29 protein-coding genes are annotated in these 24,794 nt (G+C 73.8%); 19 read left to right on the top strand and 10 right to left on the bottom strand.

Going from position 1 to position 24,794, the window contains the following annotated elements:
- Nucleotides 1-339: 339 nt before the first annotated feature.
- Nucleotides 340-684 (bottom strand): hypothetical protein, encoded by a 345-nt coding sequence (locus BAW75_RS32115; RefSeq protein WP_146074877.1) that lies wholly within the window; start codon nt 682-684, stop codon nt 340-342.
- Nucleotides 685-1,076: 392 nt separating this feature from the next.
- Between BAW75_RS32115 and BAW75_RS21435 the strand changes: the two genes are divergently transcribed.
- Nucleotides 1,077-1,652 (top strand): hypothetical protein, encoded by a 576-nt coding sequence (locus BAW75_RS21435; RefSeq protein ID WP_104114686.1) that lies wholly within the window; start codon nt 1,077-1,079, stop codon nt 1,650-1,652.
- A gap of 45 nt (nt 1,653-1,697) precedes the next feature.
- On the opposite strand, the gene BAW75_RS21430 is transcribed toward BAW75_RS21435, so the two are convergent.
- A complete protein-coding gene (locus BAW75_RS21430; RefSeq protein WP_104114685.1) occupies nt 1,698-2,504 on the bottom strand; it encodes a DUF3109 family protein in 807 nt (268 codons plus the stop codon).
- Nucleotides 2,505-2,578: 74 nt separating this feature from the next.
- Between BAW75_RS21430 and BAW75_RS21425 the strand changes: the two genes are divergently transcribed.
- On the top strand, nt 2,579-3,523 hold the full coding sequence (locus BAW75_RS21425; RefSeq protein WP_043328071.1) for a Ppx/GppA phosphatase family protein: 945 nt from the start codon (nt 2,579-2,581) through the stop codon (nt 3,521-3,523).
- A gap of 75 nt (nt 3,524-3,598) precedes the next feature.
- Nucleotides 3,599-4,405 carry a sugar phosphate isomerase/epimerase family protein gene (locus BAW75_RS21420; protein WP_064446686.1) on the top strand — a complete coding sequence of 269 codons (807 nt, stop codon included), beginning with the start codon at nt 3,599-3,601 and terminating at the stop codon, nt 4,403-4,405.
- A gap of 22 nt (nt 4,406-4,427) precedes the next feature.
- Here BAW75_RS21420 and BAW75_RS21415 read toward each other — a convergent pair whose 3' ends face one another.
- Genes BAW75_RS21415 through BAW75_RS21405 form a run of 3 tightly spaced genes read right to left on the bottom strand, consistent with a single transcriptional unit; the run spans nt 4,428 to nt 6,460 of the window.
- Complete coding sequence (locus tag BAW75_RS21415; RefSeq protein WP_018787720.1) at nt 4,428-4,994, bottom strand: CGNR zinc finger domain-containing protein; 567 nt, start codon at nt 4,992-4,994, stop codon at nt 4,428-4,430.
- Nucleotides 4,995-5,013: 19 nt separating this feature from the next.
- A complete protein-coding gene (locus tag BAW75_RS21410; RefSeq protein WP_104114684.1) occupies nt 5,014-6,180 on the bottom strand; it encodes a glutathionylspermidine synthase family protein in 1,167 nt (388 codons plus the stop codon).
- 1 nt (nt 6,181) lies between these two features.
- Nucleotides 6,182-6,460, bottom strand: a complete 279-nt coding sequence (locus BAW75_RS21405; RefSeq protein ID WP_223201299.1) for a hypothetical protein — start codon at nt 6,458-6,460, stop codon at nt 6,182-6,184.
- Nucleotides 6,461-6,578: 118 nt separating this feature from the next.
- Between BAW75_RS21405 and BAW75_RS21400 the strand changes: the two genes are divergently transcribed.
- On the top strand, nt 6,579-7,499 hold the full coding sequence (locus BAW75_RS21400; RefSeq protein ID WP_104114683.1) for a proline dehydrogenase family protein: 921 nt from the start codon (nt 6,579-6,581) through the stop codon (nt 7,497-7,499).
- 1 nt (nt 7,500) lies between these two features.
- Here the strand turns inward: BAW75_RS21400 and BAW75_RS21395 are convergent, their stop codons facing one another.
- Complete coding sequence (locus BAW75_RS21395) at nt 7,501-7,818, bottom strand: VOC family protein (protein WP_104114682.1); 318 nt, start codon at nt 7,816-7,818, stop codon at nt 7,501-7,503.
- Nucleotides 7,819-7,895: 77 nt separating this feature from the next.
- Between BAW75_RS21395 and BAW75_RS21390 the strand changes: the two genes are divergently transcribed.
- The 12 genes from BAW75_RS21390 (at nt 7,896) to BAW75_RS21340 (ending at nt 17,878) form a co-directional block, all read left to right on the top strand.
- Nucleotides 7,896-8,690, top strand: coding sequence for an alpha/beta fold hydrolase (locus BAW75_RS21390; protein ID WP_104114681.1), 795 nt, complete (start codon nt 7,896-7,898; stop codon nt 8,688-8,690).
- A complete protein-coding gene (locus BAW75_RS21385; RefSeq protein ID WP_104114680.1) occupies nt 8,683-9,252 on the top strand; it encodes a TetR-like C-terminal domain-containing protein in 570 nt (189 codons plus the stop codon). The genes BAW75_RS21390 and BAW75_RS21385 overlap by 8 nt, the downstream gene beginning before the upstream one ends.
- On the top strand, nt 9,249-9,584 hold the full coding sequence (locus tag BAW75_RS21380; RefSeq protein WP_104114679.1) for a YrdB family protein: 336 nt from the start codon (nt 9,249-9,251) through the stop codon (nt 9,582-9,584). The genes BAW75_RS21385 and BAW75_RS21380 overlap by 4 nt, the downstream gene beginning before the upstream one ends.
- A gap of 116 nt (nt 9,585-9,700) precedes the next feature.
- The gene (locus tag BAW75_RS33030) at nt 9,701-10,342 is read left to right on the top strand and encodes a hypothetical protein (protein ID WP_244206205.1); all 642 of its coding nucleotides are present in this window, start codon (nt 9,701-9,703) and stop codon (nt 10,340-10,342) included.
- 42 nt (nt 10,343-10,384) lie between these two features.
- Entirely contained in the window at nt 10,385-11,251 is an 867-nt protein-coding gene (locus tag BAW75_RS33025) for a hypothetical protein (RefSeq protein ID WP_244206204.1), read from the top strand.
- Between the two features lie 30 nt (nt 11,252-11,281).
- Nucleotides 11,282-12,679, top strand: a complete 1,398-nt coding sequence (locus BAW75_RS21370) for an efflux RND transporter periplasmic adaptor subunit (RefSeq protein WP_043328081.1) — start codon at nt 11,282-11,284, stop codon at nt 12,677-12,679.
- Complete coding sequence (locus BAW75_RS21365; RefSeq protein ID WP_104114678.1) at nt 12,676-13,569, top strand: ABC transporter ATP-binding protein; 894 nt, start codon at nt 12,676-12,678, stop codon at nt 13,567-13,569. Before BAW75_RS21370 ends, BAW75_RS21365 begins: the two co-directional genes overlap by 4 nt.
- On the top strand, nt 13,566-14,750 hold the full coding sequence (locus BAW75_RS21360; protein ID WP_064446677.1) for an ABC transporter permease: 1,185 nt from the start codon (nt 13,566-13,568) through the stop codon (nt 14,748-14,750). Before BAW75_RS21365 ends, BAW75_RS21360 begins: the two co-directional genes overlap by 4 nt.
- A gap of 202 nt (nt 14,751-14,952) precedes the next feature.
- Nucleotides 14,953-15,162: a helix-turn-helix domain-containing protein gene (locus BAW75_RS21355; protein ID WP_013288759.1), complete on the top strand. Its 210-nt coding sequence runs from the start codon at nt 14,953-14,955 to the stop codon at nt 15,160-15,162.
- A gap of 221 nt (nt 15,163-15,383) precedes the next feature.
- Nucleotides 15,384-15,485, top strand: coding sequence for a 30S ribosomal protein bS22 (locus BAW75_RS21350; RefSeq protein WP_007465623.1), 102 nt, complete (start codon nt 15,384-15,386; stop codon nt 15,483-15,485).
- A gap of 120 nt (nt 15,486-15,605) precedes the next feature.
- The gene (locus BAW75_RS21345; RefSeq protein ID WP_064446676.1) at nt 15,606-16,679 is read left to right on the top strand and encodes an NAD-dependent epimerase/dehydratase family protein; all 1,074 of its coding nucleotides are present in this window, start codon (nt 15,606-15,608) and stop codon (nt 16,677-16,679) included.
- Between the two features lie 299 nt (nt 16,680-16,978).
- Nucleotides 16,979-17,878 (top strand): lysophospholipid acyltransferase family protein, encoded by a 900-nt coding sequence (locus BAW75_RS21340; RefSeq protein WP_104114688.1) that lies wholly within the window; start codon nt 16,979-16,981, stop codon nt 17,876-17,878.
- 16 nt (nt 17,879-17,894) lie between these two features.
- Here the strand turns inward: BAW75_RS21340 and BAW75_RS21335 are convergent, their stop codons facing one another.
- The 3 genes from BAW75_RS21335 to BAW75_RS21325 form a co-directional block, all read right to left on the bottom strand.
- The gene (locus BAW75_RS21335) at nt 17,895-18,773 is read right to left on the bottom strand and encodes an HAD family hydrolase (RefSeq protein ID WP_043328083.1); all 879 of its coding nucleotides are present in this window, start codon (nt 18,771-18,773) and stop codon (nt 17,895-17,897) included.
- A gap of 111 nt (nt 18,774-18,884) precedes the next feature.
- Nucleotides 18,885-19,739 (bottom strand): DUF5667 domain-containing protein, encoded by an 855-nt coding sequence (locus BAW75_RS21330; RefSeq protein ID WP_104114677.1) that lies wholly within the window; start codon nt 19,737-19,739, stop codon nt 18,885-18,887.
- A 292-nt stretch (nt 19,740-20,031) separates the two neighbouring features.
- Nucleotides 20,032-21,003, bottom strand: a complete 972-nt coding sequence (locus BAW75_RS21325; RefSeq protein WP_043328086.1) for an ECF subfamily RNA polymerase sigma factor, BldN family — start codon at nt 21,001-21,003, stop codon at nt 20,032-20,034.
- A gap of 512 nt (nt 21,004-21,515) precedes the next feature.
- Here BAW75_RS21325 and BAW75_RS21320 point away from each other — a divergent pair.
- Genes BAW75_RS21320 through BAW75_RS21310 form a run of 3 tightly spaced genes read left to right on the top strand, consistent with a single transcriptional unit; the run spans nt 21,516 to nt 24,102 of the window.
- Nucleotides 21,516-23,192: an AMP-binding protein gene (locus BAW75_RS21320; RefSeq protein ID WP_104114676.1), complete on the top strand. Its 1,677-nt coding sequence runs from the start codon at nt 21,516-21,518 to the stop codon at nt 23,190-23,192.
- Nucleotides 23,182-23,436: a glutaredoxin family protein gene (locus BAW75_RS21315; protein ID WP_013288752.1), complete on the top strand. Its 255-nt coding sequence runs from the start codon at nt 23,182-23,184 to the stop codon at nt 23,434-23,436. Before BAW75_RS21320 ends, BAW75_RS21315 begins: the two co-directional genes overlap by 11 nt.
- A gap of 24 nt (nt 23,437-23,460) precedes the next feature.
- A complete protein-coding gene (locus tag BAW75_RS21310; RefSeq protein WP_104114675.1) occupies nt 23,461-24,102 on the top strand; it encodes an HAD family hydrolase in 642 nt (213 codons plus the stop codon).
- A gap of 10 nt (nt 24,103-24,112) precedes the next feature.
- Here the strand turns inward: BAW75_RS21310 and BAW75_RS21305 are convergent, their stop codons facing one another.
- Nucleotides 24,113-24,769 (bottom strand): LuxR C-terminal-related transcriptional regulator, encoded by a 657-nt coding sequence (locus BAW75_RS21305; RefSeq protein WP_030502878.1) that lies wholly within the window; start codon nt 24,767-24,769, stop codon nt 24,113-24,115.
- Nucleotides 24,770-24,794: the final 25 nt, after the last annotated feature.

The raw sequence follows: 24,794 nt of genomic DNA, 5'->3' as shown, positions 1-24,794 counted from the left end.
GCTGCATCGTCGCGGTCCGAGGCCTGGGCTACAAGTTCGAGCCATGACCGACCCCCGCCCCCGCCCGTCCTTTGGTCCCCCGTCCACGCCGTCCACCCGTCCACGCCCCCGTCGATCTTGGAGTTGTGGCGCCCAGGATGCCCGGCTTGGCACCTTTCGCGAGGCGCCACAACTCCAAGATCGCCGACCCTCGGGGCCTCCCGGGGGAGTTCTCGACCCCCACTCTCCGCCCAGCCCTCCCTCGATCGCGCGATCTTGCACTTTGGTGCCCCGCAAACCGGGCGTATCGGGTGCTCGGAGGGCGCAAACTGCAAGATCGCGGGGCCGGTCGCGGCCGCTTCACTCTCGTCCAGCGCGCCCGTCCTGCCCGGTCGCGTCGATCATGAACTTGGCGGCACTTGGCGTCCGGTTTGTCACCGCTAACCTCATGATCAACCCGGTGTGGGGGCCTGGCGAAGGCTTGTTGGACCTTGGAGTTGTGGTGCCCAGGATGCCCGGCTTGACGCCCTTCGTCAGGTGCCACAACTCCAAGATCGCGGTGATCAAGGAGTTAGTGGTCTCGTGGGTGCCGGAAAGGGCCGCAAACTCCTTGATCAACAGGGCGTAGAGCGAGGTGTCCGGATGGGCTGGGCGAGTCTGGTCGGTGGTGTGCGGGTTGTCGGTTTCGGGGGTGGTGGGCGGCACTCTGGTGGCGGAATCGTGGGCGGGCCGGTGGCGTTGTAACCGGGTGAACGATCGAGCAGGGCCGCGCCCCCGGAGCGAGGGGGTGCGGGCTGTGGGAACAGTGCCGGTCGTTGAGTACGTGCGACGGCGTGAGCCGCGGGGAATGATCCCGCCCGGCTGGTCGTTGAACACGGTTCCGACGACGTGAACCCCCGCCGCCCCCCGGTGGTGTGAGGCGCCCGGGAATGATGCCGGGCCGACGGTCGTTGGACATCCTTCCGGCGCCGCGTAGAGGCCCCCGTGCCTTCGCGAGCAGCCGAGATCCCCCTTGAGACTTTCTTGAGCGCCTGACGGTGCCCACGCACCCCCGGTCCCCCCGGGGGGTGTGTCGACCCCCGAATGGAGCCCCCATCATGAACACGATTCTGCGTAAGAGCGTTCTGGGTGTTGCTGGTCTGGCTTTCACCGGTGGCGTGTTCGCCGGCCCGGTCGCCGCCCACGCGGCCGACACCACCGCGCACGCGAAGCCGGTCACGGCCACGGTGCAGGGTGACAAGCTGATCCCGCACGGCGTGCAGGGCGCCCAGTCCCGCATCGACCTCGATGACGAGCAGACCAAGAATGTGAAGGCGATCATTGCCGCGACGAAGAAGGCCGGCATGGACGAGCGTGCCGCGGTCGTGTCGATCGCGACCGCGTTGCAGGAGTCGAAGCTGGAGAACCTCGGCCACCTGGGTGACCGTAACGACCACGACTCGCAGGGCCTGTTCCAGCAGCGCCCGTCCTCCGGTTGGGGCACGGTGGAGCAGATCACCGACCCCGAGTACTCCACGACGGCGTTCCTGAAGGGTCTGAAGCAGGTCGACGGCTGGCAGGACATGCCGCTGACCAAGGCCGCCCAGACCGTCCAGGTCTCCGCCTACCCCGACCACTACGCCCAGTGGGAACAGCAGGCCGCCGACCTCGTCGCCCAGCACTGGAACAAGTAAGACAAACGTGAAGGCCGGCACCCCGAACCAACGGGGTGCCGGCCTTCACTCGCTTGCGGGGTGCGAAGCGATCTGACCCTGGCGCTGCCGGGCGGCGCACAGCTCGGCCAGCTTCGCGTACGCGGCCGCGCCGATCAGCGCGGTCAGCTCCGGCCCGTACGAGACGTACATCGGCTCGGCGCCGACGTGCGCGTCGGTCGAGGAGGTGCACCACCAGTCGAGGTCGTGCCCGCCCGCGCCCCAGCCGCGCCTGTCGAACTCGGCCAGCGTGGAGATCAGCACCTTCGTGTTGTCCGGCCGCTTGTGCCATTCCTGATCGCGGCGTACCGGCAGTTGCCAGCACACGTCCGGCTTGTACTCCAGCGGGTGCACCCCGTCGCGCAGCGCCTGGGCGTGCAGCGCGCAGCCGCCTCCGCCGGCGAAGTCGGCGTCGTTGAGGAACACGCACGGCGCGTCCACGTCGCGGGTGGCGGTACGCCGGGCCGGCGTCTTGCCGTCGACCGTGTCGTTCTCGGTCCAGTTCTTGAACCCGCGCCGGAAGTGCTGCCACGTCTCCGGCGTCAGCCGCTTGACCGCGGCCCGGACCCGCTTCTCGTCGTCGGAGTCGGTGAAGAACGCGCCGTGCGAGCAGCACCCGTCGGCGGCCCGTCCGGCGATGATGCCGTGGCAGCCCTGCCCGAAGATGCACGTCCAGCGGGAGAGCAGCCAGGTCAGGTCGGCGCGGACGACGTGCTTCGGGTCGGCCGGGTCGACGAACTCGATCCACTCCCGGGGAAAGTCCAGCCCGACCTCGCGGCTGCGCGGGTCCTCGGGGTCGTCCACCAGCACGTGAAGCTCGATCTGCCCTGTCACTCGGACCAGCGTACGCGCGGTGACCCCGCCCGGCCGCCGAGCCGACGAAACGTGTTGGCCCTAGGGTCTTTCCCATGCGACTGGGTGTCCTCGACGTCGGTTCCAACACGGTGCATCTGCTGGTGGTCGACGCCCACCACGGCGCGCATCCGTGGCCGGCGCACTCGGAGAAGGTGGTGCTGCGGCTGGCCGAGCAGATCGGTCCGGACGGCGCGCTCACCGTCGGCGGCGCGGACGGCCTGGTCAAGGCGGTCGGCATGGCCCGGGCGGCGGCGGACGGGCTGGGCGCCGAGGATCTGCTGGCGTTCGCCACGAGCGCTGTTCGCGACGCCACGAACGCCGCCGACGTGCTGGCCCGCGTCCGCGACGAGACGGGCGTACGCCTGGAGGTGCTCTCCGGGGCGGACGAGGCGCGGATGACGTTCCTCGCGGTGCGGCGGTGGTTCGGCTGGTCCGCCGGGCGGCTGCTGGCGATGGACATCGGCGGCGGCTCGCTGGAGCTGGCGGCCGGCATCGACGAGCACCCGGACGTGGCGATCTCGCTGCCGCTCGGCGCGGGCCGGCTGAGCCGGGAGCGGCTGGCGGTCGACCCGGCCGGCACGGCGCCGCCGTCGGCCGAGGCCGTGGAGGAACTGCGGGCGTACGTGGACGCGCAGCTCGACCCGGTGGTGGAGCAGTTGACGGCGGTGGGCTGGGAGCGTCCGGTCGCCACGTCGAAGACGTTCCGCACGCTGGCCCGGCTGGCCGGCGCGGCTCCCTCCGGGGCGGGGCTGTGGGCGCGCCGCAGCCTGACCCGTACCGGTCTGCGGCAGGTGCTGGGGTTCATCAGGCACATCCCGCCGGCCCAGTTGCCCGAGCTGGAGGGGGTGAGCGCGCAGCGGGCGCACCAGTTGCTCGCGGGCGCGGTGGTGGCCGAGGCGGTGATGCGGCGGCTCGGTGTGGACGGCGTGGACATCTGCCCGTGGGCGCTGCGCGAGGGCGTCATCCTGCGTCGGCTGGATCAGCTCGCGCCGATGTGACCGTACGAGCGCTCTGGGTTGCTTTGCGGTTGCTCGTCCCGATGCTCGCTGGCGGTTGGAGCTACCCTCGGAGGCGTGACCTACCGCGTTCCGGTACTCCTGTCCACGTCCTCGGTCTTCCCCGAACGGACCGCGGCGGCGTTCCAGCTCGCCGCCGAACTCGGCTACGACGGCATCGAGGTGATGGTCTGGACCGACCCGGTCAGCCAGGACGCGGGCGCGCTGCGCGGCCTCGCCGAGCACTACGGCGTCCCGGTGCTGTCGGTGCACGCCCCCTGCCTGCTGGTCACCCAGCGGGTGTGGAGCCCCGACCCGTGGGAGCGGCTGCGCAAGGCCGCCGAGCTGGCCGAGACGCTGGAGGCGCCGACCGTCGTGGTGCACCCGCCGTTCACCTGGCAGCGTGACTACGCTCGGACCTTCGCCGACGGGCTCGACACGATCGCCGGGCAGTTCGGCGGCCTGCACTTCGGGGTGGAGAACATGTACCCGGTGCGGATGGCGGGGCGGCAGTTCGTCCCGTACGCGCCGGGCTGGGACCCGACCGAGATCGGGTACGCCTCGTACACGCTCGACCTGTCGCACTGCGCTGCGTCGCACACCGACGCGATGGCGATGGCCGACCGGATGGGTTCCGGCCTGGCGCACGTGCACCTGGGCGACGGCACCGGCGAGGGGCGTGACGAGCACCTGGTGCCCGGTCGCGGCGGGCAGCCCTGCGCGGAGATGCTCCGCTCGCTCGCCGGCCGAGGGTTCAGCGGCACGGTGGCGGTAGAGGTGACCACCCGGGGCGCGAAGAGCCGGGCGGTCCGGGAGGCGGACCTGCGCGAGTCGCTGGAGTTCGCCCGGGCGAACCTGACCGCCGCCTCGCCGGTCGACGCCTGACCGGGGCGCGCCGCCCCGGAGGTCAGCTCACCGGGGACAGCGGCTGCGCGGGGACGGCCTGCTCGCCGACCGCGGCCCGCTTGCGGGCCCGATGCGCCGCCACGTGGGAGCGGGTGGCGCAGCGCTCGGAGCAGAACCGCCGGCAGCAGTTGGACGAGGTGTCCAGGTAGACGTTGCCGCAGCGGTCGTCGGCGCAGACGCCGAAGCGGGCGCTGCCGTACTCGCAGAGCCACACCGACAGGCCCCAGACCGCGCCGGCCAGGTATTCGGAGGAGACCGACGCGCCCCGGCTGGTCACGTGCATGTGCCAGTCGGAGGAGTCGTGGCCGGAGATGCGCGGCTGCACCGGGAACGCCTCCAGCAGCGCGTTCAGCTCCGCCACCGCTTCGTTGTCCCGGCCCGAGGTGCCGTACTCGAAGACGTCCCGGAGTCGCTTCTGCGCCCGCCGGAAGATCGCCAGGTCCCGTTCCGCGACTTCGTCGCGCATCCAGCCCTGCTCGTCCGAGAAGACAGCCCGTAGGCCGTCCAGGTCGTCCAGCCGGGCGTTGACGAGCTCGACCCCGGTCCGGGCGTACGCGTCGAAGTTCACGACACCAACGGTAGACGACTCACGGCAGACGCGGTGCGTCGATGTAGTGGGGCAGGAACCGCGCGTAACCGTCAGTGATGAGGCTCTCGCTCTCCCGTACGCCGGCACCGGCTGACTCGCCGTCCACGATCCAGCTGCCGAGCACCGTCCGGTTGCCCTCGAACTCGGGCAACGCGCGGAACTCCTGGAAGCAGAAGCCCTCGTCGCCGTAGATCCCCGGGTTGGTGATCTCGGTGTCGCCGGTCACGATGCGTACCGAACCGCCTTCGCGGCCGAGCAGCGGCTTGGCCACGTACTCGGTCATGCCGCGCGGTGAGTCCAGGTACGCGGGCAGCAGGTAGTCGTGCCCCGGGTACAGCTCCCAGAGCACCGCCAGCAGCGCCTTGTTCGACAGCAGCAGCTTCCAGGCCGGCTCGATCCAAGTGGTGGGCGTGCCCGGGTCGAGCGCGGGCCGCCCGTACGGCTCGGCCAGCATCCACTCCCAGGGGTAGAGCTTGAAGCAGGTGGTGATCGGGCGGTCGTCGGCGTCGACGAAGCGCCGCCCGTCCCAGCCGACCTGCTGGATCGGCATGAGCGTCACGTCCAGCCCGGCCTGGCGGGCCGTCTCGGCCAGGTAGCCGGCGGTGATCTGGTCCTCGCCCGACTCCTCCTCCTCGGACCAGAGCACGTGCGTCCGGGGCTCGTGCAGCCCGGCGCCGATCCTGGCCCACGCGCCGACCAGCCGTTCGTGCAGGCTGTTCCACTGGTCCGCGTCCGGGCGGGTGTGTTCCAGCCAGTACCACTGCACGATGCTCGCCTCGACCAGCGCGGTCGGGGTGTCGGCGTTGTACTCCAGCATCTTCGGCGGGCCGCTGCCGTCGTACCAGAGGTCGAACCGGCCGTACAGCGTCGGCGGGCTCTCCCGCAGCGAGCGGGCGACCGGCTCGGCGGCCCACTCGGGGATGCCGAACTCGGCGTACCGGTTGCGGGCCACCACGTGCTCGGCGGCGGCCACCGACATCCGGTGCAGCTCCTCGGTCGCCTCCTCCAGGCGGAGCACCTCGTCGAGCGTGAACGAGTACGCGGCCGTCTCGTCCCAGTACGACATGACGTTGCCGTCGGGCAGCTCGGTGTCGACGTACACCAGGCCCTGGGCCCGGATGGTCTCGTCCCAGGCGGGGCGCGGCGTGCTGGCCTCGCGGCGCACGTCAGCCGCCGCAGGAGGCGAGGTGGCTGCCGAAGCCGCCGCGCTCGGGTAGCGCGGCGGTCGTCGGGGCCGGCTCGCCGCGCGCGGCGGTGGCGGTCGCCGGCACACGCAGGGCGACCGCGACGGTGTCGCCGCCCCCGCCGGCCGGTCCGAGCGCGCAGTCGTCATCGTCGTCGTCGTAGCCGTTGTTGCAGCCGGAGAGCGCGAGGGCGAGCGCGGTCAGCGCGCCGAGCTGCACGGAGGCCGAGCGGAGCCGCCGCCGGGGGTGTCGTCGATCCACGTGAACGTTGTAGCCGATCGACGCCAGCCGGGGGTGCCCGCCCCGGGTCCGCGCGCCGACCCGAGCGGGCCTCGGACGCGCCCGGCGGAGGGCCGGTGATGAGCGTTACGCTCGGCTCATGCTCCGTTCCGTCATCCTCGCCGCCTCCCGGTCTTCCCAGGTGGAGCGGCTCGTCGCGACGGCCCCGTTCACCCGGGACGTCGTCCGCCGGTTCGTCGCCGGCGCCGCCACCGACGACGCGCTGCAACCCACCGGCGAGCTGGTCGCCGACGGCCAAGCGGTCACCCTCGACTACCTGGGCGAGGACACCACCACCCCGGAGCAGGCGAACGCCACCCGGGACGAGTACCTCACGCTGCTGAGCCGGCTCGGCGCCGCCGGGCTCACCCCGGCTGCCGAGGTCAGCGTGAAGCTGTCCGCGCTGGGCCAGATGTTCGACGAGCAGCTCGCGTACGACAACGCGCGGGCGATCTGCGCGGCGGCCGACGCAGCGGGCACCACTGTCACGCTGGACATGGAGGACCACACCACCACCGACTCGACGCTGGACATCCTGGCGAAGCTGCGCAAGGACCACCCGTCGACCGGGGCGGTGCTCCAGGCGTACCTGCGGCGGACCGAGTCGGACTGCCGGGAGCTGGCCTCCGCCGGGTCGCGGGTGCGGCTGTGCAAGGGCGCGTACAAGGAGCCGGAGTCGGTGGCGTACCAGTCGGCCCGCGAGGTGGACAAGTCGTACGTGCGCTGCATGAACGTGCTGATGTCCGGCGACGGCTACCCGATGCTCGCCACGCACGATCCGCGGCTGATCGCGATCGGCGAGGACCGCGCCCGCTGGTTCGACCGCGACCCGGCCCGGTTCGAGTTCCAGATGCTCTACGGCATCCGGCCGGAGGAGCAGCAGCGCCTGGTCGGCGAGGGCTACACGGTGCGGACCTACGTCCCCTACGGCGACCAGTGGTACGGCTACCTGATGCGCCGGCTCGCGGAGCGCCCGGCGAACCTGGCGTTCTTCGGCCGCGCGGTGCTGTCGAAGAAGTGAGTCAGCCGTTCGACCAGGCCCGGGTGCACAGCACGAGGCGGTAGCCGTCCGGGTCGGCGAACGCGACACCCCACCTGTCCCAGTACGGGCCGGCGGAGACCCTGGTCCCGCCGGCCCGTTCGATTCTCGGGACCAGTTCGTCGTCGGGTGGTCCGTCGAGGTAGAGCACGAAGAGGTCCTCGCCGGTGGGGCGCGGCTCGACCGCGAGCGTCGAGCCGCCGACCAGCTCCAGGTGCCAGCCGGCCCCGGGCAGCCCGAGCATCACCAGGTCGCGGCTCGGGCGGGCGAGGCGTACGTGGGTGTCGGCGGTGATCGGCATGTGCGGGATCGTGCGACCTCATCCCGGGTTGAGGTCAAGCTTGACGCATCTTGGCTAATAGCATTAGCTTTAAGGCTATGACAGTTAGCCAGGTGACGCGGGACGGCGGCACTATCGCGTACGAGGTGCACGGATCGGGCCCGCTCGTGGTGCTCGCGCACGGCATGGGCGAGAACCGGGCCGCCTTCCGGCACCTGACGCCCCGGCTGATCGCGGCCGGCTACCGGGTGGCGGCTGTCGACGTACGCGGGCACGGCGACTCCAGCCCGCGCTGGCCCACGTACGCCCCGGAGCACGTCGACCAGGACCTGCTCGCCGTGGTGCGGGCGCTCGGCGGTGAGCCCGCCACCCTGGTCGGCAGCTCGTCCAGCGCCGCCGCGATCGTCTTCGCCGCCGCCGAGGCGCCGGAACTGGTCAGCGGCATCGTGCAGATCGGCGCGTTCGTCGGCACGCCGAAGCCGAACCCGCTGATGCGGGCCGCGCAAGCCGTCGTGCTGCGCAGCCCTCGCCTGTTCGGCCTGTTCCACCGCACACTGTTCCCCTGCGCGCGCCCGGCGGACGACGCCGCGTACCGCAAGGTACTGGTCGCCAAGCTGCGCGGCCGGATGGACGCCGTGCGCGGCGTGGTCGCGCCGGCCGACCCGCACTGGACCGTGCGGGCGCGCGACGTCCGCCGCCCGGTCCTGGTGCTGATGGGCACGAAGGACCCGGACTTCCCCGACCCGGGCGCCGAGGCGCGCGCCGCGCGCCGGCAGTTCGCCGTCGCCGAGGCGCGCATGATCGCCGACTCCGGCCACTACCCGCACGCCGACCAGCCCGACGCCACCGCCGCCGACCTGGTCGAGTTCCTGGCGGTGACCGCGCGTGCCTAGGGCCGGCCTGACCCCGGCCACAGTCGTGCGGGAGGCCGCCGTGCTCGCCGACGAGGTCGGCTACGAGAAGCTGACCCTGGCCGCGCTCGCCGCTCGGCTCGGCGTCGCGTTGCCCAGCCTCTACAAGCACGTGCGCGGCGTGGACGCGCTGCACCAGCAGCTCGCCGTGCTGCCCACCGCCGAGATCGCCGACGTGCTCACCACCGCCGCCGCGGGCCGGGCCGGCGGCGACGCGTTGCGCGCCGTCGCCGCCGCCTACCGGGCGTACGCGCGGCAGCACCCCGGCCGCTACCCGGCCGCCCAGCGGGCGCCCGACCCGGCCGACGCCGAACACGTCGCCGCCGGTGAGCGCGCGGCCGGCGCGATCCGGGCGATCCTGCTCGGGTACGGCCTCGACGGCGACGACGCGATCGACGCGATCCGGATGTTCCGGGCCGCCGTGCACGGCTTCGTCGCGCTGGAGGCGGCCGGTGGATTCGGGTTGCCCCGCGACACCGACCGTTCCTTCGACCAGCTGATCGCGGGCCTGGACCGCGCCTACCGTTCCTGGGGAGACCGATGACCGCGCTGCTGCTGGGCGTGATCTTCCTGCTGGAGCTGGCCCTGCTGGGCTCGGCCGGATACTGGGGCTTCACGCTCGACGTCGGCTGGCCGCTGCGCCTGCTGGCCGGGCTCGGCGCGCCGCTGGTGATCGCCGTGGTGTGGGGACTGTTCTGCTCACCGCGCGCCGCCGTGACGCTGCCCGACCCGGCCAAGCTCGCTGTCCAGGCCGCCTGCTTCCTCACCGGCGGCGTGCTGCTCGCCCTGGCCGGTCATGCCGCACCCGGCGTGGCCCTGGTGGCCCTCTGGGCAGCCGACAAGGCCACGCTGACGCTGACCGGCACCCCGATCTGAGAGATCTTGGAAGAATTCGGCCCCTCTGGGGGCCCTTTCCTTCCAAGATCTCGGAGCGCGGCGGAACAGCGGCGGGACTCTTTCCCGGAACGCCCGATTGGTCGTACCCTTCGCCGGTGACCGACGGCGACGAGCAGCCTCCCGGCCGGACGACGGACGGCGACGAGCATCGTCCCGCCGTCGATGCCGTCGACAAGGCGAGCGCCGCCGACGCGGTCGCGGCCAACCTCAGCGCCAACGCCGGCGCTGACGACACCCGCGCCGAGACCGCCCGCGCGGCTGACGCCGGCGCCGACAGCGCCGAGGTGGACGCCGCCGTTGACACCATGGCACCGGCACCGGCGTCGTTGCCGCACCCCGTCGCGGTACCCGCGCCGTACCCCGTACCCCTGGCGCACGTGGGCGAGCCGACGCGGGCGGTGCGGAAGCGGCGGCGCTGGCCGCTCTGGACCGCGCTCGGACTCGCGCTCGGCCTGGTGGCGGGCGCGGTGCCCGGCGTACTCCTGCGCGCGCCCGCGCCGGACGCGGCCGGACGGTCGGCCGCGAAGGGCGACCCGGGCACGGCGGCGCAGCGGCGGCTCGGCGAGCGGATGCTCGCGCTGCTGGACCGGCAGGCCACCGCGCTCGTCGGCGCCGACCGGGCCGGCTTCCTCGCCATCGCCGAACCGGCGGCGCGGCCGGCCCTGAGCCGGCGGTACGCGGCGCTGCGGGCGCTGCGCGTCACCGTGTGGCGGCCGGCCGCCGACGGGGTGCCGTAGGCGGCCGACGGGCAGCCCGGACAGTGGCGGCAGACGATCACAGTGGGGTACTGCTTCGTGGCGCCGGGCTGCGCGCCGAGCACTGTGGAGCTGGACGCGCGCTGGCGGCTGGTGGGGGAGGAGCCCCGGCTGACCGCGCTGGAACCGTCCGGCACGGACCCGGCCGGTGTGCGGCCGTGGCAGGCGAACGACCTGGCCGTGACGGTCGGGAAGCGGGTGGTGGTGGCCACCACCACCGCCCAGCTGAGCAAGCTGCCCGGCCTGCTCGCCCAGGCCGAGGCGGCCGCCCGGGTCGCGGACCGGTACGCGGTCGGCGACGCGCGGCCGGACCGGTATCTCGTCTACTACGCCGGGAAGACCGAGTGGCGGCGCTGGTACGGCGGCGGCCGGCCGAAGTGGACCGCCGGGTACGCGGTCGGCGTCGGCGGTGGACGCCACGACGTCGTGCTCAACGCCCAGACCCTCACCCCGGACGGCGTCGACGACCTGCTGCGGCACGAACTCACCCACGCCGCCTCGCTGCCCGACCGGGGGTACGCCGACCGCGCCGACTGGTGGCTGGTGGAGGGGCTGGCCGAGTACGCCGGTGCGGACGGCCAGCCGGTCCACCGCTACGAGGGCCTGACCGAGGTGCGCGATCTGCTGCGCGGCGGCTGGTCCGGGCGGCTGGAGGCGGTGGCGCCGGAGGCGGACGCGAGCGACAGCCGGGTCGGCGGCGCCTACGGCGTCGGCTACCTGGCCGTGCGGCACCTGGTCGACCGCTACGGCGAGCAGCGGATGCTCGACTTCTACCGGGCCGTGGTGCACGAGCGGCGGTCACCGGCGCAGGCCGCCGACGAGGTGCTCGGCGACCCGTGGTCGATGCTGCACGACGAGTGCGTCGCGTACGTGCGGGCCGTCGTCGGCTGACACGTCGACGCCTGTCGACGGGGTCGTAGCATGGGCCGGGTGGCCCGCACTCCCTCGCCGCGGCTGCCCGCGGCCCGCCGCCCCCGTCTCGTCACCGCGCTGCTCGCCGTCGTCGCCCTGACCGGCACGACCGCCGCCTCCTGCGGCGACGACGCCCCGGCGGTGACTGTCGCCGAGGTGGGCCGCGCCCCGGTCAGCGAGGTGATCGACGCGCCGGCCACAGTGACCGCACGGGCCGCGGCCACGCTCACCGCGCCCGCCGACGGCACGCTCGCCAGCCTGCGGGTCGCCCCCGGCGCGCGGGTCAGCCGCGGGCAGGTGCTCGCGGTGATCGACTCGCCGTCGGCCCGGGAGCGCCTGGCGCAGGCGCGGGAGGCGCTGCGCGCGGCGAAGCGGGCCGGCCGGGGCACCGGCACCGGTGACCTGGGCGGCAGCCGGCGGGGCACCGACCGGGCCGCCGACGAGGCGTTCGCCGCCGCCCGCGCCGCCGCCGGCAAGGTCGGCGACCCGCAGGTACGCGCCGCGCTGCTGCTCCAGGTCTCCTCGGCGCAGCGGCAGTACGAGTCGGCCGCCCGGGCCGCCGACCGGGCCGTCGCCCAGGTGCAGCGCGGGGTCGCCGGGCTGAACAGCGCCGTCGGCGCGCTGTCGGCCGCGCAGCGACTCCAGGCCCAGCAGGCGTACGACCTGGCGAAGGCGACTGTGGACGCGTTGACGCTGCGCGCGCCGATCTCCGGTGTGGTGCAGCCGGGCGGCACCCGGGCGGCGGCGCCGGCCGATCTGGCCGGGCTGCTCGGTGCGGCCGGTGGCTCTGCGGTGCCCGGTCTCGACCCGTCGGCGTTCGGCGCGGGCGGGCAGGGCGGACCGCCGCCCGGCGTGGACGACGCGATCCCGGCCGGTGGCCGGGTCACCGCCGGCACGCCGGTGCTGACTGTGGTGGACACCGGCCGGCTCGGCCTGCTCGCCGAGGTGGACGAGACGGACGTGCTGCTGGTGCGGGCGGGGGTGCCCGCCTCGGTCGAGTTGGACGCGGTGACCGGCGCGACGTACGACGCCACTGTGCGGTCGGTGGATGTGCTGCCGACCAGTTCGGCGCGGGGTGGCGTCACCTACCGGGTCCGGCTCGACCTCGGTGCCGGACGGATGGGTGAGGCCGAGGCCGCCCCGGCGCCCCGCCCCGGCATGAACGCGGTGGTACGCCTGCGGGTGCGGGAGGCCGCCGACGCGGTGGCGGTGCCGGCGTCGGCGGTCTTCTCCGCCGACGGGCGGGACGCGGTCTGGGTGCTGCGGAACGGTCGCGCCGACCGGGTGCCGGTGACGGTGGGCGTGCAGGGGCAGGACCTGGTGCAGATCGTCGACGGCGTACGGGCCGGCGACCGGGTGGTGGTACGTGGCGCCGACCAGGTCCGCGACGGCCAGGAACTCCCGTGACCGTACCGGCGGTCGAGGCGGTCGACGTCTGGCGCACGTACGAGTTGGACGGCGTCTCGGTGTCCGCGCTGCGCGGCGTGTCGCTCACCATCGACCAGGGCGAGTACGTGGCGGTGATCGGCCCGTCCGGCTCGGGCAAGTCGACGCTGATGCACCTGCTCGGCGGGCTGGACCGGCCCAGCGGCGGCCGGCTGGTGATCGGCGGCCGGGACGTCACCACGCTCACCGCCCCGGAGCTGGCGACGCTGCGCAACGAGACGATCGGCTTCGTGTTCCAGGCGTTCCACCTGCTGGCCCGTACGTCGGCGGTGGACAACGTGGCGCTGCCGCTGGTCTACCGGGGCGTCGGGGCGCGGCAGCGGCGGGAGCGGGCGGCGGCGATGCTGGGCCGGGTCGGTCTCGGCCACCGGCTGCACCACCGGCCCAACCAGCTCTCCGGCGGCGAGCAGCAGCGGGTGGCGATCGCCCGCGCGCTGGTCACGGTCCCGGCGGTGCTGCTCGCCGACGAGCCGACCGGCAATCTGGACAGTGCCACCGGCGAGGCGGTGCTGGAGCTGCTGGAACAGCTGAACGCCGAGTCCGGGGTGGCGCTGGTGATGGTGACCCACGACCAGGAGGTGGCCGCCCGGGCGCGCCGGCGGATCGCGGTGCGGGACGGCCTGATCCGCTCGGACAGCGCTCATGATCGACCGCCGTCGGACGGCTCCGGCGTACCTGCGACACTGGACCCCGCTCCCAGCGCGGAGCCCCGGTCCGTGTCCGGAAGCGGCCCGGGGCACCCGCCCGGTGGCTCCGGTGGCGCCGCCGGTGCCACCGGGCGCCTTCCGCGGCCCGGGGAGCGCCCTCGCGCCGAGCAGCGCCTTCCGCGGTCCGGCGGGGACGCGGGATGAGGCTGGCCGAGGCGTGGCGGGTGGCGTGGGACGCGCTGCGGGCCAACCGGCTGCGCAGCGTGCTGACCATGCTCGGGGTGATCATCGGGGTGGCCTCGGTGGTGATCCTGGTGGCCATCGGCACCGGCACCAAACAGCAGGTCGAGCAGCAGGTCGAAGGGCTCGGCTCGAACCTGCTGCTGGTGGTGCCGGGCCGCATCGAGGTGGGCAACGCGCCGGTGGTCTCGCCGCTGGACCTCAGCGACGCCGACGCCGTCTCCCGGGTGGTCGGCGACCCCGGCCGGGTCGCGGTGACAGTGGCCTCCGGCGCGACCGCCCGGGCCGGCAACCGGTCCGACTTCACCACCGTGCAGGGGGTGCTGGAGACCACCCCGTCGGTGTTCACCAGATCGTTGTCGCGGGGCCGCTACCTGACCGGGGCGGACGTCGACACCAGCCGCCGGGTGGCGGTGCTCGGCGACTCGGTGGCCCGGGCGCTGTTTCCCGACCGGGACCCGCTCGGTCAGCAGGTCACGCTGGCCGGGGTGCGGTTCCGGGTGATCGGCGTCTTCGCGCCGCTCGGGCAGAGCCTCGGCGTGGACCGGGACGACGAGGTGCACGTACCGGTGACGGCGGCGCAACGGCTGTGGGGCACCCAGCGCATCGACGGCATCGCGGTGAAGGCGCCGGACCGGGAGCGGATCGACGAACTCGGCGAGCGGATCGTCGCGGAGCTGTCCCGCCGGCACCCGGACACCGAGTTCAGCGCCGTCACCCAGCGGCAGATCCTCGGCGTGCTCGGCGACATCCTGGGCGTGCTCACCGGTGTGCTGGCCGCCATCGCGGGCATCTCGCTGCTGGTGGGCGGCGTCGGCGTGTCCAACATCATGCTGGTCTCGGTACGCGAACGGACCCGCGAGATCGGCCTGCGCAAGGCGGTCGGCGCGCGTCCCCGGGACATCGGCGTGCAGTTCCTGCTGGAGGCGGTGCTGCTCACCTCGGTGGGCGGCCTGACCGGGATGGCGCTGGGCGTGGGCACCGCGCTGCTCGTCGACGCGCTCTCGCCGATCCCGGCGGCGATCACCTGGTGGTCGCTGGCGCTGGCATTCGGCGTCTCCGCGGCGGTCGGCATCGTCTTCGGCGTGGTGCCGGCGCAGCGGGCCGGCCGGCTCGACCCGGTGGTGGCGCTGCGCGCGGAGTAGGCGTTACGGACGAGACACCCGTCCGGGCGAAAAACCCCTGGTGGACATCGGGTGAACGGCTGTCCCGCCATGATCAAAGGGTGGAAGGGATCGCGCAGGTCACAGCCGTCCCGCTACCGTACTGGTTACACGCGCGTCGCTCGTCGAGGCGGGAGCACCTGCCCGGTGACACGCGCCGGGCACGGGAATGGGTCGGTGAGCCATGGCCGGGTCGCAGTCCGACGCACGGCTGTCGGATGTCAGGTTCCTGACCGTCGCCGAGGTGGCGACGGTCATGCGGGTCTCCAAGATGACTGTCTATCGTCTCGTGCACAGCGGTGAGCTGACCGCGGTGCGGGTCGGCCGCTCGTTCCGGGTGCCCGAGCACGCCGTGCACGAATACCTCCGGGGCGCCTTCCAGGAGTCCGCCTGAGCACTCGGCGGGCCGGTCCGCCGAGTGCGACGAAAAGGGGCATCGACGGGGGCGCGTTGGTCCTGCTGACGCACTCCGGTTAGGCTGGACCACGACCGTGATCGCCCTCTGGTGTGCCCTGCCCACCACGCTGGTCCGGTCCGTTGTCCGCAAGCGGTCAAGACGCCACCGGCGGTGGTGTCTTCCGGTCCGCCCCGAACGTTGCATCGAAAGGCTGTCGTATGGGCTCGGTGGTCAAGAAGCGCCGCAAGCGCATGGCTAAGAAGAAGCACCGCAAGCTGCTGCGCAAGACCCGCGTCCAGCGTCGCCGTCTCGGCAAGTGACCGGGGCCGGGCACTGGCCCGGCACCCGGCACCACTTGCCAACTGTCGACCCTCGGAGGCTCAGGTGATCAGGCCGTGGACGTCCCGGCTCGATCCCGCCTGCCGCGCAAGGCGCACGACATGACCCCCGGTGACACCTCCGGTGCCCCGGGGGTCGTCGTCGTGACCGGGGTCGGTCGCTGGCTCGGCGCGCACGTCGCCGCGCGGCTCGCCGCCGACCCGCGGATCGAGCGGGTCATCGGGGTCGATCCGGCGCCGCCCAACCCCGAGCTGGCCGACCTGCTCACCGACGTGGAACGGGTCCGTCTCGACCTGGACTCGCTCGGCGGTCTCCTGGCCGACCTCGACGTCGACGCCGTGGTGCACCTGGCGCTCGTCACCTCCCCCGACCCGCAGCAGGGCGGCCGGTCGGCGATGAAGGAACAGAACGTCATCGGCACGATGCAGATGCTCGCCGCCGCGCAGCGCGCGCCCCGGCTGCGCAAGCTCGTGGTCCGATCGTCCACCGCCGCGTACGGGGTGTCGTTCCGCGATCCGGCCGTCTTCACCGAGGAGACCGAGCCGCGCGAGGTGCCGCGCGGCGGTTTCGGCCGCGACATACTCGACATCGAGGGGTACGTCCGCGGGTTCCGCCGCCGCCGGCCCGACGTCACCGCGACCGTGCTGCGCTTCGCGCCGTTCATCGGTTACGCCGCCGACACCACGCTCACGCGCTACTTCTCCCAGCCGGTGGTGCCCACCGTCTTCGGCCGTGACCCCCGCCTGCAGTTCGTGCACTTCGACGACGCGCTGGAGGTGCTGCACCGGTCGGTCGCCGAGGACCACCCGGGCACGTACAACGTCGCCGGGCCGGGCGTGCTGTCGCTGTCGCAGGCGATCCGCCGGGCCGGCCGGGTGGCGGTGCCGGTGCTGGAACCGGGCCTGGCCGGGGTCGCCGCGATCGCCCGCAGCCTGGGCTTCGGCCGGTACGGCCTGGACCAGGTGGACCTGTTCGTGCACGGCCGGGTGGTGGACACCAGCCGGCTGGAGCGGGAGTTCGGCTTCACGCCCCGCTCGACCGCCGCCGCGTTCGAGGACTTCATCCGCGCCCACCACGGCGGCGTCGTGGTGACCCGGGACCAGTTGGCCGCGGCCGAGCGGTTGGTGCTGGAGAGCATCCGGCAGGTCCGCTCGACCGTACGGGAGCGTTCGTGACCAGCCCGGAGGAGCGGCGCGACGCGCGCTACGACGTACCGCTGGACGTGCCCGGGCCGGGCGCGGAGCCGGCACGGCGCAACGGACACCGCCGGGTGACCGCGCCGTCCGCCCGCCCGGCCGCGCCGGTCGAGCCGGACACCTCCGCCGACGAGCCCGGCACCCCGGCCGGGTCGGCTGCCCCGGGTCCGGCCGCGCACCGCCCGACGGCCGAGAAGACGGTGGCCAAGAAGACCGTGGCCAAGAAGACGGTCGCGAAGAAGGCCGTGGCGAAGAAAGCGGTCGCCGAGCCGGCCCCGGTGAGCGACGCGCCGGCCGGTGACACGCCGCCCGGACCGGCGGTGGCCGACCGGCCGGGCGACCACTGGGACCGCAAGGTGGCCCAGGGCCTGGCGTTCCTGCGGCGGCGGCTCGCCGGTGACTACGAGGTCGACGAGTTCGGCTTCGACCCCGACCTGACCGACGCGGTCGTCCACCCGCTGGTCCGGCTGCTCTACCGGGACTGGTTCCGCACCGAGGTCAGCGGCATCGAGCACGTACCGGCCGAGGGCGCGGGCCTGGTCGTGGGCAACCACTCCGGCACCGTGGCGCTCGACGCGCTGATCCTCTCCACCGCGCTGCACGACCGGCACCCGGCGCGCCGCTACCTGCGGCTGCTCGGCGCCGACCTGGTCTTCCGGATGCCCGTCGTCTCCGAGATAGCCCGCAAGACCGGCGGCACCGTCGCCTGCAACCCGGACGCGGAGCGGCTGCTCGGCAACGGCGAACTGGTGGGCGTGTTCCCGGAGGGCTTCAAGGGGGTCGGCAAGCTCTACTCCGACCGCTACAAGCTCCAGCGCTTCGGCCGGGGCGGATTCGTCTCCGCCGCGCTGCGCACCGGCACGCCGATCGTGCCGGTCGCGATCGTCGGCGGCGAAGAGATCTACCCGATGCTCGCCGACATCAAGCCCCTCGCGCGGCTGCTCAAACTGCCGTACTTCCCGGTCACGCCGACGTTCCCCTGGCTCGGGCCGCTGGGCATGGTGCCGCTGCCGAGCAAGTGGCTGATCGAGTTCTGCCCGCCGATCCCGACCGCGCACCTGCGTGACTCCGCCGACGACCCGCTCGTGGTGTTCAACCTCGCCGACCAGGTGCGCGAGACGATCCAGCAGACGCTGCACAAGCTGCTCGAACGCCGCCCCGACCCGTTCGGGCCCTGAGCGAACGCGCGCCGGCTCAGGCCTCGCGGTGGCGGCGCCGGTGCAGCGCCAGTCCGGCCGTGACCGCGCCGGCCAGCAGCCCGGCGGCGGCGGTGGAGGGCACGGCGATGCGTACGGCCCGCCGCCCGGTGCGGAAGTCGCGCACGTCCCAGCCCCGCTCGCGGGCCTGCCGCAGCAGCGCCGGATCGGGATTCACCGCGACCGCACGGCCGACGGCGGAGAGCATCGGCAGGTCGTTCGCCGAGTCGCTGTAGGCCGCGCAGCGGGCCAGGTCCAGCCCTTCCACGGCGGCGAGCTGGGTCACCGCCTCGGCCTTCGCCGGCCCGTGCATCAGGTCACCGACCAGCCGCCCGGTGTACGCGCCGTCGACCACCTCGGCCACCGTGCCGATCGCGCCGGTCAGGCCGAGCCGGGCGGCGATCACCCGGCCGATCTCCACCGGGGCGGCGCTGACCAGCCAGACCCGCTCGCCCGCGTCGAGGTGACGCTGGGCCAGGCGGCGGGTGCCGGCCCAGATGCGCGGGGCCATCAGCTCGTCGAAGATCTCGTCGGCGAGACGCTCGATGTCGTCCACCCGCCAGCCCTGCACGAACGCGAGCGCGGCCTCCTTGGCCTGGGACATGTCGCCCGCATGCTCGGTGGCGAGCAGCCGGAACCGGGCCTGCTGCCAGGCGAAACGGGCCAGGTCACCGGTGGTGAAGTACTTCCGGGCGGCCAGCCCGCGGGCGAACCAGTAGATCGAGGCGCCCTGCATCATCGTGTTGTCCACGTCGAAGAAGGCGGCGGCGGTGGGGTCCGGCGGGATCGTGGTCGCGGGCGCCGACGGGGCCTCCGACCAGCCCGTGGTGTGTCCGTGCGCGTCGGTGCTGACGGTCACCTTCCGGGTTCCGGCCACGGTGACCTCCCTGCCTCGACGACCGCGTACGCCCTCCGCGTCGAGCGTATCCGGCACGGTGTGACGGGTGGGTGTCCGCCGGGAGAAGTGTGGCGCGGTCGGCGTCCGCGCTCAGCGGTCGGCCGGGCAGGCCGCCGGGGCGGGCCCGAGCGCGTCGCTGGCCTGCGGCGCGGGCAGTCCGCAGGCGATCGCCTCGCGCAGCGCGTCGGCGCGCTTGCCGGCCGCGTCGAGCAGCGCCAGCGAGCGGCGGGTGCGGTCCCGCGCGGCGTGGTCGGGCCGGTCCAGCAGGCCGCTGACCACCCGGCGCTGGCCGGCCAGGAACGTGTCCACCGCGTCCAGCGCCACCGGGTCGGAACGCTGCGCCGCGACCGTGGTCAGCAGGCGTACGCCCTGCCGGGTGTCCGCGTCCATGTCGTCCAGGACGGCGCTGAAACCGAGCCGGTCGCCGCGTACCGAGGCGGCCTCGTCCAGCCGGGTGCGGGCGAAGTCGAGGAAGAGCTGCCCACGGCTGATGTCCGAGCTGGCGAGCGCGAGCTGGGCGCGCTCGGTGGAGCGCTTCATGCCGTACAGGGCGTCACCGGGCAGCGCGTTCTCGCTGGCGGCGGAGATGCCGGAGAGGGCGACCGCGCCGGCGGCCACGCCGACCAGGATCGCGCCCCGGGCCCGCGCCCGACGTCCGGTGATCGCGGGCAGCAGCGTTCCGCGTACCCCGGTGGTGGTCTTGGCCGGAGTGCCGACGCCCTCACGTTCGGCGGTGGCCACGAGCATCGCCCGCAGTCCGGTGCGGAACTCGGCGCCGGGCTCGACGTCGGGCCGTTCGGCGCTGAGCCGGCGGCTCACCTCGACGAGCGCGGTGAGTTCACCGTCCGCATTGGACCGGACGTGGTGCCGGCGTCCGCCGTTGGCCTCGTCGAGGAGTTGCGCGAAGCGCTCGGCCCGCCGACGGGAGAAGAGGTCGCTGTCCACCGCGGCACCCCCTCTCGCTGGTCACGGCCGGGCGGCCGTCGTCGTCACCAGCGACCGGTGGCAGCGTGTGGCACCGAGTCGACCGGAACGGCCGACCCGACCCGCCGGACCGGGTGGCCCGGGGGACGCCGGGACAACCACTGGTCGCACCCGGAGAAACGGACCGCGCCGGTCGCCGGTTACGGCTGGGACGGCGGCGAAATCACCAAGAGTGATCGGCCCGCGTGGGGCGTCGGGCACGCGACAGCGCCCGGCGGTGGCGCCGGTGAGGAAACGGGACGGTGGCTGCCGGTCAGGAGTGGAAGCCGTCGGGCAGCAGGCGGGCCAGGGCCCGTACCGCGCGGTACTGGAGGGCCTTGATGGCGCCCTCGTTCTTGCCCATGGCACGGGCCGTCTCGGCCACCGAGAAGCCCTGGAGGAACCGCAGCACGATGCACTCCTGCTGCTCCGGGTTGAGCTGCTTGACGGCGGTGAGCAGGGCGACGTTGGTGATGTGCTCCACCACCGCCGCCTCCGGGCTGCCCTCCGGACCGCGGTCCTCCCGGTCGGCGTCGAGGACGTCGCCGGTGGTCACCTCCAGCCGGTAGCGCCCCGACTTGAAGTGGTCGGCGACCAGGTTGCGGGCGATGGTGACCAGCCAGGCGCCGAGGTCGCGCCCCTGCCAGGTGAAGCTGCCGATCCGCTTGAGCGCGCGCAGGAACGTGTCGGAGGTGAGGTCCTCGGCGAGCTGGCGGTTGCCGACCCGGAAGTAGACGAACCGGAAGACGGTGTCGACGTACCTGTCGTAGATCAGGCCGAACGCCTCGGACTCGCCGGCCTGCGCGCGTTCGACGAGCGTCCACACCTCGGTGGCCGGGTCGGACGGGTCGGGGCGGCTGGGGAATCCGGTGGCGGGCGTGGCGGCCGGCACGGCGGGCAGGACGGCGGTGTCGCCTGTGGTCACCGCCGGCAGGATCGCGGTCTCCGCGGCGGACGGCTCCGCGCCGGTGGCCGCGTCACCGCGCCGGGCCTGGGCCGGCATGGTCGGGCGGGCCGGGCTGCCGAGGCGGCCGGCTGCGGGTTTCGCGTTGCCGCCGGGCGTCGCGGGACGCGCCGGCGCCTCGTTCGTGTGGTGCGCGCGGCTGCGGACGCGCCGCCCCTCGCCGCGTACCGCGAGCTGGCTCTCGGCGCTGCGTGGAGGCGGGTCCGCGCGCTCGTTGAGCGGGTTGCGCTGGGTCGGGCCGGTGACGCCGGCCGGCCGTTCGGCGTAACCGAAGGTGGTCACCGCGCCTCCCCGGTCCGAGTGGGCAGCGACCGCACCGGGCGCCACTGTGGTGCCGGGGGACCGGGTGGAACCCGGCCGGGCGCGGCAGGGTCGGGACGTGCCGACGGGCGGCAGATCCCCTTGAGGTGCTGGTCCAATGCGCTGACGGGCACGGGGGCCTCCTCGGGCTGAGGGGTGTCGACTCACGGCAAATGGGGTGAGCCGACCCGAGTGATGATAGGGCCAACGTCACCCACGCGTGGCAAGTCCGTTACACAGAGCGGAAGTATTTCCCGCCGGATCGCACGAATGGCGGACCCGTTGTCCGTCGCGTGTGGTTGACTTTCGCGCCGGATCGTGGTCCGCAGTGGAAAGTCCTGGTCGGAGCAGATTTTCTTTCCGCTCGGCGTGTCGCGAGGGCGGCTCGCACGGGTCGCCCCGCGTCGCTCGGCTCGTGCCGCTGGAGATCGTTATCCCGCGCTCGGGAATCCCACCGTACTGCATTCCCAGTCCCGTGTGGCGGACCCGGTGCCGTGTCCGGGCATGGTCCGGCGGACGCCGCTGTGCCAGACTCAGCCACCGTGCAGGACGCCGCCGAAAGCTCCGCGCCGAACCTCGCCGACCGGCTCCGCCGGGCCGCCACCGAACGGGGCGACCGGGCCGCGCTGCGCTGGCGCGAGCGGACGCTCACCTGGTCCGAGCTGGACGACGCGGTCACCGCCACCGTGCTCGCGCTGCTCGCCGACGCGCCGCCGGCCGCCGGACCGGGACATCCGCCCCGGGTGGCTGTCGCGTTCGGCAACACCCCGGACTTCGTGGTCACCTACCTCGCCGCGCTCCGGGCCGGCCTGGTCGCCGTACCGGTCAACCCCGCGCTCACCGCCCGCGAGCTGCGGCACGTGCTCACCGACTCCGGCGCGACGGTGCTGGTCGGCGCCCCCGAGGTGACCGCCCGGGTGGACCGCGCCGAGCTGCCCGGGCTGCGCGCCGTGCACACCGCGCCGCCGGTACGCGGCGACACCGGGCCGGACGGGTTCCCGGCCCGCGCCGGCGACGACCTCGCCGTCCTGCTCTACACCTCCGGCACCGAGGGACGGCCCAAGGGCGCGATGCTGTCGCACCGCGCGCTCGCCGCCAACCACGACCAGACCGACCGGATCGAGCCGCCGGTGGTCGGCCCCGACGACGTCGTGCTGCTCGCCCTTCCGCTGTTCCACGCGTACGGGCTGAACACGGTGCTCGGCGCCGTGGTGCGGCACGGCGCGACGGGTGTGCTCGTCGACGAGCCCGGCGCGTCCGGGGCGCTGGACGAGATCGCCCGGCACCGGGTCACGGTGCTCGTCGGCGTACCGTCGATGTTCCTGACCTGGGCCGAGGCGGAGCGTGACCCGGCCGCGGCGCTCGCCTCGGTGCGCGTCGCGGTGTGCGGCGCGGCGCCGCTGCCGCCGGCCGTCGGGGCGCGCTTCACCGAGCTGACCGGGCACCCGGTGCACGTCGGCTACGGGCTCACCGAGACCGCGCCGGTGCTCACGTCGACGCTCGTCGGCGGCGAGCCGAAACCCGGCTCGATCGGCCGTCCGCTGCCCGGCGTCGAGCTGCGCCTGACCGGCGCCGACGGCGTCGAGCTGTGGCGCGACGGCGCGCCCGCCGACGCCCCCGACGAGGACGAGATGGACCTCTCCGACGAGCTGGCCGGCACCGACCCCGGGCAGATCGTGGTACGCGGGGAGAACCTGTTCGCCGGTTACTGGCCGGACGGGCGGGGCGGGCCGGACCCGGACGGCTGGTGGGCCACCGGCGACGTCGCGTACGCCGCCGGCGACGGCGACCTGTTCCTCGTCGACCGGCTCGGCGAGCTGATCCTGGTAAACGGCTTCAACGTCTACCCGCACGAGGTGGAGCTGGTGCTCCAGGCGCACCCCGGGGTGGCCGAGTCGGCGGTCCTCGGCGTGCCGCACCCGCGGACCGGCGAGACTGTGCGGGCGTACGTGGTCCGGGCGGCCGGTCCGCCGGTGACGGCTGACGAACTGCTCGCCCACTGCGCGCGTAACCTGGCCCGGTTCAAGTGCCCGACCGCCGTCGAGTTCGTCGACAGCCTGCCGTACTCGGCGATCGGGAAGGTGCGCAAGACCGAGCTGCGCCCGGCGCCCGTGGTGCCGTCGCCGGCGTCGCCGACCGAGATCCGCACGGAGGTATCCGATGTCCAGTGACCCGAGGCTCATCCTGATCACCCGGCCCGGCTGCCACCTGTGCGACGACGCGAAGGCCGCGCTCGACCGGGTGGTCGCGGTCACCGGCGACCGGTGGGTGGAGCGGGACGTCACCGGCGACCTGGAGATGGAGCGCGACTACGGCGACCGGCTGCCGGTGGTGCTGCTCGACGGCAAGGAGCACGGCTACTGGCGGGTCGAGGAGGACCGGCTGCTGCGCGACCTGACCACGCCGCAGCTCTAGCCTTAGAGTGCTCGGGTGACGGGTATGCGACGCCACCTCGTGTGGGACTGGAACGGAACGCTCCTCGACGACCTCGACCTGGTGGTCCAGGCCACGAACGTGGCCTTCGCCAGCGCCGGCGGGCCGGCGGTCACCGCGGCAGAGCACCGGGTCCGGTTCCGGCGGCCGATCGCCGACTACTACGCCGAGATGCTCGGCCGGGCCGTGGACGCCGAGGTGCTGGGCACGCTGGACCGGGTCTTCCACGACGCCTACCGGGCCGGGCTGACCACCTGCGCCCTGGCCGCCGACGCCACCACCGCGATCGAGTCCTGGGAAGGCAGCCAGTCGCTGCTGTCCATGTGGTTCCACGACGAGCTGGTGCCGACGGTGCACACGTACGGGCTGACGCCGCACTTCCGCCGGGTGGACGGGCTGCGTGCGACAGTCGGCGGCGGGCACAAGGCCGAGTGGCTGGAGAAGCACCTGGCCGAGCTGGGGCTGGGCGGGCACGAGGTGGTGCTGATCGGCGACTCGCTCGACGACGCCGACGCGGCCGCCTCGGTCGGCGCCCGCTGCGTCCTCTACACCGGTGGCCTGTCCGACCCGGACCGGCTGCGCGGCAGCGGCCACCCGGCCGCCGACACGCTCACCGAGGCGGTGACGCTGGCCCGCACGCTCGCCTGACCCGGCCCGGTCAGGCGCGCAGGTGGGCCAGGACGGCCAGGACACGGCGGTGGTGCGTGGTCGCGTCCGGCGGCAGGTCGAGCTTGGTGAAGATGTTGCGGACGTGCTTCTCGACCGCGCCGTCGCTGACCACCAGCGCCCGGGCGATGGCGGTGTTCGAGCGGCCCTCGGCCATCAGCGCCAGCACCTCGCGCTCGCGCGGGGTCAGCGACGCCAGCGGGTCGTCGCGCCGCCGCCGGACCAGCAACTGGCTGATCACCTCCGGGTCGAGCACGGTGCCGCCGGCGGCCACCCGGGCCAGGCCGTCGAGGAACTCGTCGATCGCGGCGACCCGGTCCTTGAGCAGGTAGCCGATGCCGCCGCCGGCCCCGCCCGCGGTGTCCAGCAGGTCGTCGGCGTACGACACCTCGACGTACTGGGACAGCACCAGGATCGGCGTACCCGGCACCCGGCGGCGGGCCTCCACCGCGGCGCGCAGTCCCTCGTCGGTGTGTGAGGGCGGCATCCGCACGTCCACCACCGAGACGTCGGGCCGGTGCGCCACCACCGCCTCGACCAGCGCGTCACCGTCACCGACGGCAGCCACCACCTCGTGCCCGTACTCGGTCAGCAGCCGGATCAGCCCCTCCCGGAGCAGTACGGCGTCGTCCGCGATCACCACCCGCATGGGTCCGGTGTCTATCACGCCCCGA

The sequence above is a fragment of the Micromonospora chalcea genome (assembly GCF_002926165.1).
Taxonomy (GTDB): Bacteria; Actinomycetota; Actinomycetes; order Mycobacteriales; family Micromonosporaceae; genus Micromonospora; species Micromonospora chalcea.
This window is presented reverse-complemented; position numbering and strand designations above follow the sequence as displayed.